The sequence below is a fragment of the Candidatus Falkowbacteria bacterium genome (genome assembly GCA_018674305.1).
Classification (GTDB): domain Bacteria; phylum Patescibacteriota; class Patescibacteriia; order UBA11705; family JABHMO01; genus JABMRF01.
In genome coordinates this window covers 1-8,321 of sequence record JABHAL010000009.1, presented here as the reverse complement: position 1 = coordinate 8,321, position 8,321 = coordinate 1, and the positions used below count along the sequence as shown (strand labels likewise).

Annotated in this window: 9 protein-coding genes and 1 tRNA gene; 8 read left to right on the top strand and 2 right to left on the bottom strand. The window is 37.5% G+C overall.

Translation table 11 applies throughout. The features are described 5' to 3' along the window. The first annotated feature begins 24 nt into the window (after positions 1-24). The 6 genes from HN643_03805 (at position 25) to HN643_03780 (ending at position 5,245) form a co-directional block, all read left to right on the top strand. Entirely contained in the window at positions 25-408 is a 384-nt protein-coding gene (locus tag HN643_03805) for a hypothetical protein (GenBank protein MBT7500765.1), read from the top strand. Between the two features lie 105 nt (positions 409-513). Beyond that, on the top strand, positions 514-1,320 hold the full coding sequence (locus HN643_03800) for a hypothetical protein (GenBank protein ID MBT7500764.1): 807 nt from the start codon (positions 514-516) through the stop codon (positions 1,318-1,320). Between the two features lie 3 nt (positions 1,321-1,323). Further along, the gene (locus HN643_03795; GenBank protein MBT7500763.1) at positions 1,324-2,109 is read left to right on the top strand and encodes a hypothetical protein; all 786 of its coding nucleotides are present in this window, start codon (positions 1,324-1,326) and stop codon (positions 2,107-2,109) included. A gap of 71 nt (positions 2,110-2,180) precedes the next feature. After that, on the top strand, positions 2,181-3,446 hold the full coding sequence (locus HN643_03790; GenBank protein ID MBT7500762.1) for a UDP-N-acetylmuramoyl-tripeptide--D-alanyl-D-alanine ligase: 1,266 nt from the start codon (positions 2,181-2,183) through the stop codon (positions 3,444-3,446). Positions 3,447-3,612: 166 nt separating this feature from the next. Further along, the gene (locus HN643_03785; GenBank protein MBT7500761.1) at positions 3,613-4,746 is read left to right on the top strand and encodes a hypothetical protein; all 1,134 of its coding nucleotides are present in this window, start codon (positions 3,613-3,615) and stop codon (positions 4,744-4,746) included. Positions 4,747-4,813: 67 nt separating this feature from the next. After that, positions 4,814-5,245, top strand: a complete 432-nt coding sequence (locus HN643_03780) for a hypothetical protein (GenBank protein MBT7500760.1) — start codon at positions 4,814-4,816, stop codon at positions 5,243-5,245. Positions 5,246-5,581: 336 nt separating this feature from the next. Here the strand turns inward: HN643_03780 and HN643_03775 are convergent. Further along, a tRNA-Glu gene (locus HN643_03775) sits at positions 5,582-5,656 on the bottom strand. 9 nt (positions 5,657-5,665) lie between these two features. Continuing rightward, positions 5,666-5,914 (bottom strand): GIY-YIG nuclease family protein, encoded by a 249-nt coding sequence (locus HN643_03770; protein ID MBT7500759.1) that lies wholly within the window; start codon positions 5,912-5,914, stop codon positions 5,666-5,668. Positions 5,915-6,247: 333 nt separating this feature from the next. On the opposite strand from HN643_03770, the gene HN643_03765 reads away from it, so the two are divergent. Continuing rightward, entirely contained in the window at positions 6,248-7,150 is a 903-nt protein-coding gene (locus HN643_03765; GenBank protein ID MBT7500758.1) for a hypothetical protein, read from the top strand. 107 nt (positions 7,151-7,257) lie between these two features. Then, positions 7,258-8,321, top strand: a 1,064-nt coding sequence (locus HN643_03760) for a DEAD/DEAH box helicase (GenBank protein ID MBT7500757.1), incomplete at its 3' end; no start/stop codon positions are given.

Here is an 8,321-nt window from a genome sequence, read left to right as displayed (position 1 = left end):
ATGTCAGATGATAACCATCTGCAAATGGAGACGGAATTTGCAAAATGGCTAACAGATAGAGAACAAGAAGTAGACGGTGATATATGCTTCAGTGCTCAGATCTTAGATTTACAGCAGGGATTTAGTCCAGACGCAACAAAACATGAATTATCAAAAAAGTCTAACCTTATGGGGTCAAGTTGTTATCTAACTATGCAAATGCTGTTAACGCAAATACAATTGCAAACAAAATGGGAAGAATTGCATTGGTGGATGTCAGCAGATAAGTATGATTTTGAAGGAGAAGCTCGGTTCCCGTCTGCCTTGTATTGCGGTGTGCTTGGAGTCGGTTTCGAGTTTGTCAGCGCTCGCGCGGATAGCGCTTATACGCGGTGCGGTTCGCTCGTCCTGCCGTTCGAAGTGCTTTAGTCATGAAGTACATGCGAAGCATGACTTGCGTATCACTTATCACGTATCCAATAACCAATATCCAATACCAAATAACCAATATTTAATAACCAATAAATAATCATCATGAAAAGTTTAGAACAAATACAAGAACGCTCACTCCACGCTAACTTCACCGAAGTTCAGCAACAACATTTTGATAAATTAATGTCTGAATTAGAAATAATCTCAGGTGGTTTAGGTTTTGCTGAGCTTAAAGCAAAGGCTGAAGCGGGAAGTAAAGAAGCACTTCAGGTGATGCGAGATTACATTACCAAAAAAGAGGAGATTGTGGAGTTTATTGAGACTAAAGAAATGTTGAAGGAAAATGAATTTGGAGTAAGGGAGATACGGGAAAATGATAAGGTTTTTCTAGTAAATTTAAATCCAATAAATGGTGGGTATTTTGTCAACTATGCTGTATCTAGTAAGGACACTATAGGGCCATTAACTGTTGATAAGGTAGAGAAAGTAGAGGGGCAGTTGGAACCTAAGCTGTCTGTGAGAAGAGGTACTAGGACCAAGGATGTTAATCCAATAGATCCAGTTTTTGTAGAAGGGTATTATGTGGCGATAAAGAACACAGAAGAGATAACTAGAACTTCCAGTGGTGAGGAATACGTAATTTATTCCTTGGATACAAATAGATTTGGTAGTGTCGAGATGGGAAAAAAATATAAGATGAAGAAAAAAAATAATTTAAAGTTTCAAAGTGGGCGGGTTTTTGAACCAAAAAACTTTTTTGTTTCTTGGGCTAAAAGTTTGGAAGAGGAGCAGTATCATCCGACCAATAATGATGATAGGTGTATTTGGGTTACTTTAGATGCTGCTTTTGGCGGATCTAATTCTTTTCTTTTAGAGGATTTTGTTAAAAATTTTGAATTAGTAGAATAAAATATGATCAACCCCGAGCAACAATTACAAGAAAATGCACTCCAAGCTAACTTCACCGAAGTTCAGCAACAACATTTTGATAAATTAATGTCCGAGTTGGAAGTGATTTCAGGTGGTTTGGGTTTTGCTGAACTTAAAGAGAAGGCTGAAACTGGTGACAAAGAAGCCCTTCACGTGATGCGTGATTACATTACCAAAAAAGAGGAGATAGTTGAGTTTATTGAAACTAAGGAGATGTCGGAAGAACCGAGCGATCCTGATTTTGAAAAAATGCTGGAAGCTCATGAAGAAATTAAACCAGGAGATGTTTACATTGATACAAGTTCAGGCGAAAGATTTGAGGTTATTGAGGTGTTCGATGGTTCAGATAACGAGGTGTCATCAGTAAATAGAAATAATCGTGATGGTGTAATAAAAATAACAATACAAGGCAGAAGCAGTTCTAATCCTGTGTATTGTGAAATACCTGACAACGATAGTACTATGGATCTTGTTATCGGACTTAGTGAACCTTGTATGGAGTTTTCAGTTTCTGCAAAGCCCAAAAATCGTCATGATGTTTTAGATTTACGTACTTTCGGTGGTTTCTCAGTTGGGGAAGAGTTTCAAAATAGAAGTGTGGAAGCCACTAAATCAAAAATTAAATATTTTGTTTGGGATAAAGAAGAGAAAAAGACCCGAGTGGTTTTTGAAATGATTCACACTCCAGTAGTTGGTAAAGAGACAAAAGATATTTCGATTTTTGACTTAGGTTTATTCGCAGGACTTTATACTAAAATTGAAAAATAAATATGATTAGTGCATTAAGTAAATATTTTTACCATTTTTAATTAAATTCTAAAATAAATCCGTAAATTCATATGCAATCCGTACTCCGTATCTTAGAAAAATTATTAGCCAAGCTAGCGAAAGCTATCATTAATAAATATCAACCAAAAATTGTTGGTATTACCGGTTCAATGGGCAAAACTTCTGCCAAAGAAGCGGTTTATGCTGTTTTGAATGGTAAATTTAATGTTCGCAAAAATATAAAAAACTATAATAATGAGATCGGAGTGCCTTTGACTATTATTGGTGTGGAAACTGGTGGTAGGTCGCCGATTAAATGGGGCTTGGTATTTCTGCGGGCTGTAAAACTAATTTTCACCAGACAAAAAGATTATCCTGAAGTTTTGGTTTTGGAAATGGGAGCGGATAAACCTGGTGATATTGGTTATTTAGTAAATCTATTTCCTTGTGATATTGGGGTAGTTACCAAGATTGGGCCTGCTCACATGGAAGCTTTTAAGACTGTAGAAAAAATTACTAGAGAAAAACAAAAAATGGTAACTCATTTAGATAAAGACAAGATTGCTGTTTTGAATTGTGATGATGAATTAGTTCGTGCTATGCATAAAAAAGTAAAAGCTAAAGTAATTTTCTTTGGTTATAGTGAAGAAGCTAATATCCGTTCAGTTGATTTGCATAATCAGGGTGACGGTATGGATTTAACGGGAATCAAATTCAAAATCGCTTATGGTGGAAGCACCGTTCCAGTGGCTTTGCCTGGTGTGGTTGGCGCTCACCAAATTAATTCAGCCTTAAGTGCTGCCGCTGTTGGCATTGCCCTCGGAATGAACTTGATCGAAGTTTCTGAAGGACTAAAAAATTACAAAGCACCCAAAGGCAGAATGAGCTTGGTTCAGGGTAAACAGACCTTAATTATAGATGATACTTATAATTCATCACCACGCGCTGCTAGCGCGGCGCTGGACGCTCTACAGAAGTTGCAGATTGAGCAGGTTGAGCGAAAAATAGCGGTTTTAGGTGATATGTTGGAGTTGGGTGATTTTTCTGAACAAGCACACCTTGAACTTGGACAAAAAGCAGCTGAAAGCGAGGTTGATCTATTGGTTTGTATTGGTCCTAGCCGTGAGTTGATAGCCAAGGGTGCTGAAAAGGCAGGATTGAGCTTAGAAAAAATTATGCAAATTCCGGATTCCAACTTGGCCGCTGACAAGATGATTGATATTATTAAAGAGAATGATTTGGTTCTTGTAAAAGGTTCTCGTGGTATGCGTATGGAATTGATTGTTAAAGCATTGATGAAAGAGCCAGAGCTCGCTGAACAATTATTGGTGAAATAGATTATTAGGTCTAATTACGTCTGATAATTTAAAAGCGTTGAGATTCCGGATCAAGCCCGGAATGACGATCTAGGGTGGGTCGGCGCAGCACAACTACAAACGTCACTCCGGACTTGATCCGGAGTCTGGTGATAAATACTATTAATAGTTTGTCGTTTATTGCATTATGTTAAACTTAGAACAATTAACTGAAAAATCTCTCCAAGCTAACTTCACTGAAGTTCAGCAACGTCATTTTGATAGATTAATGTCTGAGTTGGAAGTGATCTCAGGTGGTTTAGGTTTTGCTGAGCTCAAAGCGAAAGCTGAGGCCGGAAGTAAGGAGGCGCTTCAGGTGATGCGCGATTATATCGTTAAGAAAGAACAGATTGTGGAGTTTTTGGAAATCAAAAAAATTCCTAATGAAACAAAGTCAGCAGAAGAATTGTGCATGGAATTTAGAGGTGAGCCAGTTAAGGTTGCCCACCAGCGTCTACATGCATTAATGGAGACAAGTGCTTATATGAAAGGTCATCATATGTTTCGTCAAGGAATAGATTCTGAGGTTGTTTCTCGGGGTTATTCTTCTAAAGAGCAAATGTTAGGAAAAATAGTAGCTCATATGGCAGGAGATGGAATTTTGGCTGATTCCCTAACCAATGACATACAAGGCACGTTCTATGACCGAAGTATGCGTTTATTTAAGGCCAATGATAGATTTACAGGATTACAGACTTTTGATGCTAATACACAATTCTTGTCTGTGGTTGCTTTTATGCTAGAGGGCAAAACCCCTGCTTTTGAATTGGCCAAGTTTAGTGATCGTCTAAAAGACTCTGAATTATATAATAATGATAAGAACGTGTGGAACCGAAGAATAAGTCCGGACGGAGTACTTGATGGGCAACTGTACGCTGATGATTATTTGATAGAAATTTTAGCAAACTATTTTTTGGGAAAAACAGAGGAAGTTGAAAAATTATATAAAGAAATGGCCGAAAGACAGGGTGGAGATTTTTGGGGGGATGGGATTGTGCTGGAATCTCCAGAGGCTGATATTTCAATAAATGAACGTAGTAAAGATCTATTACTGGCAATTATAACCCAGGCTTTGGTGGCTGACCCGCAAAAAGCTTACGCCCGATGGCTCAAAGGCAAAGAATTAGATTTGTATGATAAGGATAAAAAATTATGGTATGAACGTAAAAATCATAGAGAAGCAGGAAAAATTTATCAGAACCATACAGTTGAAAATGAATTATTAGATATTATGGCGGAAGCGATTTTCATTAAACTTGGCTTGCATGATGATATTGAATAGATTCACGTATCGAGTATCTTGGAATGTGAAGCAATATAGCAATTTAACAGTATAACAATATAATTTCATGTCAAAAACAAGTGTTACAATTTTAGTGATTGTGTGTTTAATTATTTTTTGTGTAATTACCATGTTTCCTGGTTGGTTTCCAATACGACCGTTAGAAGGAGTGTTTACCAAGGTTTGCGATGATGTTTTGAAAGGTGAATTTACCAAATTTGATGAAGACGTGTACGTTGGAAGTCTTGGCGTCCCAACGCGGAAAGACTATGTTATTTGTGGCAGAGATCCGGCGGTTGACGCTAATGAAGTTTGCTATATTGCACCGATGGAAGAAAGTATAGTTTATGATGGTAATCCTATGGGTTCAGAAATGGCTGATGAATGTTATCATTGTCAGTACGGTTGGGAATTAGTGAAGCATGGAAAAAAGGTTTTAGGTAAAGTTTGTAAACCGTACAAAAGTATTTGGAGGTGGAATTATAAGAGCCCTTTTTAGTTAATGATTAATTATCAAGCACCAAATATCAAATAATTTATAAAATTCAATTTTTAAATTATAAATCAAAAAAACAGGATAAATCCTGTTTTTTTGTTCCACCAGTCTTAGCAAAATCTTTATGGCTGCGCCAGTCGAAGCTTTAGCGAAGACTGGTGACCCCACGGAGAAATCTCACACGCCACTTCGTGTGCTCTTGGAAGGGTTTCCGCCCCTCCATCTCCCCCCCCCCAGAAAGTAAGGGAATCCTTCCCTTACCATCCCTGGTTCGATTCTCCTAATTACAAAATAATTATTTGACAATCAAAAAACGATTATCCTTCGATATTCGTTTTTTGGTGACCCCACGGAGAATCGAACTCCGGTTACATGGATGAGAACCATGCGTCCTAACCACTAGACGATGGGGCCATAATTATATTATAATTTCCGAAAAAATATTTTTTTTATCTTTTTTCTTCCTGCACAGGATTTCCAGTATTTTTCTCTTTTGATAGCAGCTTTTAAAGTATCTACTTCTTCAAGAATGTGAGCCTCAAAGGTATCAAAGTTTTTTGTTGATTTTACTTTGCCATTCTTATGCTCCTGCATTCTTTGTTCAAAATTGTTAGTTTGGCCAGTGTATGTTTTTGTGCGCCATTGATTTATTAAAAAGTATATTTTGTGCATAGAATTGAGCTTAATAGTGTTGTCAATATATATGCGTCCCCGACTCGCGTCGATGAGCACCGCGAGTCGAGGCGGGCTAACCACTAGACGATGGGGCCATAAGGCTTGTTGTATTATAAATCAGTTTTTTGCAATTAGCAAGAATCAAATAGGCTATAGTTTTTGTTCGTATTATATATTTTAATTCATGAATCAAAAATGTTGGCTAAGTTTAGTTAATTTTACCCATAATTCTTAATTCATACTTCATAATCCATGTTTCACACCTTGACAATTATAAATATATATTATAAGTTTAATTGTTATATAGTTAATTGAAAATTGGAGAAAAAAATGGATAAGCTACTTGAGGTTCGATTTAGCCGAACTACGGAAAATGAAATTAAAGGAAAAATATTTCATGATCCTAGGCCAGTTGAGGAAGAAATAACCTTATCGCTTGGTGAGAACGATGTTGGCGAGGATATGACGGAGGCGATGGCCAGTGTTGATGGATTTAAGCAAAAGGTTCCTCGTCTGGCAAAAATTGTTTTGATCAATGGCTTCAACAAAGATCGAGTGAACAATTGGGAAACGCCATTGCCACAAGATGGTGAATGGTGGTTGTGTCAGGAGATTCGTGACACTCGAGCAGGTGATGCTAATAAAGGCGCAATTATTGTTCGACTATGGCAAAATCTGACAGCTGAGAAATTGGCGGAGATCAATAAAGAAAAACGGTTCTTGAATCCGATAATTGATTATATTCAAGAAGCTGAAAAATTTGGTGGTAGCGCTAAGACGGATAGTGAAATCTACGAAATGGCTTGTGAACTTCGTTCATATACTGAGTATATGGTTGACCATCTAGGAGTGGATGTCGCGATAGGAACACTCAGACAGGCTCGCAAGTCGTCTTCTTTAGTTGGTATGCATAGTGAGATAAGTAAAGTGAATGTCAATCTTCTTGATCATTATGTCTGGACAAGTTTGCAGCAGTTCGATATTGTTGAGACCGTTCGTCGGTTGTGTTTGGAGGCTATGATTGTATGGCTTGGCAAGATTAAAAAGGGTGAAGTTCAAGTAAGGAAAAATTTCTTCATGACTCGAGTCCAATATTTTAAATGTCCTCGTTGTCCTACAAACGTAAAGGTCTCGGATAATGCTTGGCAAAATTTTCAAGCTCAGAAAACTGTACTGTTAAAGTGTCCGATTTGCAGTACTGAGGGTCGAGCTTTACCAATGCTTAAAACATAAAGGGAAGTATAAACTCATGCTTCCTTTTTTTATTTTAAAAAGTTTTGATTTTCTGCTAAACTGAAGGGGTAGTTATTTGACAATTATAATACTATGAGGGGGACGGTATGCTAGCCTTCAAATACATTGAATCTGAAGAGATCCAAGAAAGAGGCTATCAGTTTGAAGATGTAGCTGAAATTATTAAATTAAGTAAACTTGGTAAAAATATCGGCCTAGTTTGGTCGACAAGTTTAGGCAAAACTCCAGCTGCAATTTTAGTTGCAGATCATTTTTTAGATGCGGGTAAAGTTTTAATTTTAGGGATAACAAATCCTTTGTGTAGTCAGCATTTGCGAAGCTGTCGTCAAATGTTCAATTTGCCCGACGATCAAATCAATATGTTGGTTGGTAGTGTTGCCAAGAAAAAACGAGCTGCTTTGTGGCAGGATAGTCGTATTGTTGTTTCAACACCGCAGACAATTGTCAACGAAGTTGAAGTTGGACGAATCGATCTGTCTGATGTAAGTTTTGTGGTGTTTGATGAAATGCACATGGCCAACAAAAAATATGCTTACGTGGATATTGCCAGGATGTGCCAGAGTTTGGATATCCGAGTCTTGTGCTTAACGGCTTCACCTGGCGATCGGAATAAGAGGCTTTTATTAGAAAAAAACTATGGCTTGAATTGGTGGTTCTATCGTTCAGATGAAGATGTTCCTGAGTTTGCCTTTCCAAAAGAGGAATTGGTAACTATTGTTGATTATCCAGAGCATCATAATCAGGCAATGTTTCATCTACGAAAATTTTTATTTCAAGTTCATAATGGTTTGGCTGGTTGTGGCGTGATTGGAGAACTTGAATTGCCGGATCAAGATGATTACAATACCCGAATAAACTTTTTGCGCATAACGGAATTAAAGAAAGTCAGGCCAGCTTTGTGTCGATGGGTGGAAGAACAGAAATCCAATCCTAATTCAAAATATAAAAGAGGCCTCTGGTACCAGTTTATTATTTGTCATGCTGCTTACTTCAAGATGATGCATTTGTTGAATGTTTTTGTAACTGAGAGTTACCAGGGCGCTTTGAAGTCTATTGAAGAAAAAGTTCAAGCCAAAGCTTTTCCTGGGCAAGGTAAAAAGCAGGATCAAATTGCTGTACGCATTTGGAATAATCCGAATTTTCAAGCGTT

Coding starts and splice junctions, on each gene's coding strand:
- HN643_03805 (MBT7500765.1), top strand. CDS start 25: ATGGAGACGGAATTTGCAAAATGGCTAACAGATAGAGAACAAGAAGTA.
- HN643_03800 (MBT7500764.1), top strand. CDS start 514: ATGAAAAGTTTAGAACAAATACAAGAACGCTCACTCCACGCTAACTTC.
- HN643_03795 (MBT7500763.1), top strand. CDS start 1,324: ATGATCAACCCCGAGCAACAATTACAAGAAAATGCACTCCAAGCTAAC.
- HN643_03790 (MBT7500762.1), top strand. CDS start 2,181: ATGCAATCCGTACTCCGTATCTTAGAAAAATTATTAGCCAAGCTAGCG.
- HN643_03785 (MBT7500761.1), top strand. CDS start 3,613: ATGTTAAACTTAGAACAATTAACTGAAAAATCTCTCCAAGCTAACTTC.
- HN643_03780 (MBT7500760.1), top strand. CDS start 4,814: ATGTCAAAAACAAGTGTTACAATTTTAGTGATTGTGTGTTTAATTATT.
- HN643_03770 (MBT7500759.1), bottom strand. CDS start 5,914: ATGCACAAAATATACTTTTTAATAAATCAATGGCGCACAAAAACATAC.
- HN643_03765 (MBT7500758.1), top strand. CDS start 6,248: ATGGATAAGCTACTTGAGGTTCGATTTAGCCGAACTACGGAAAATGAA.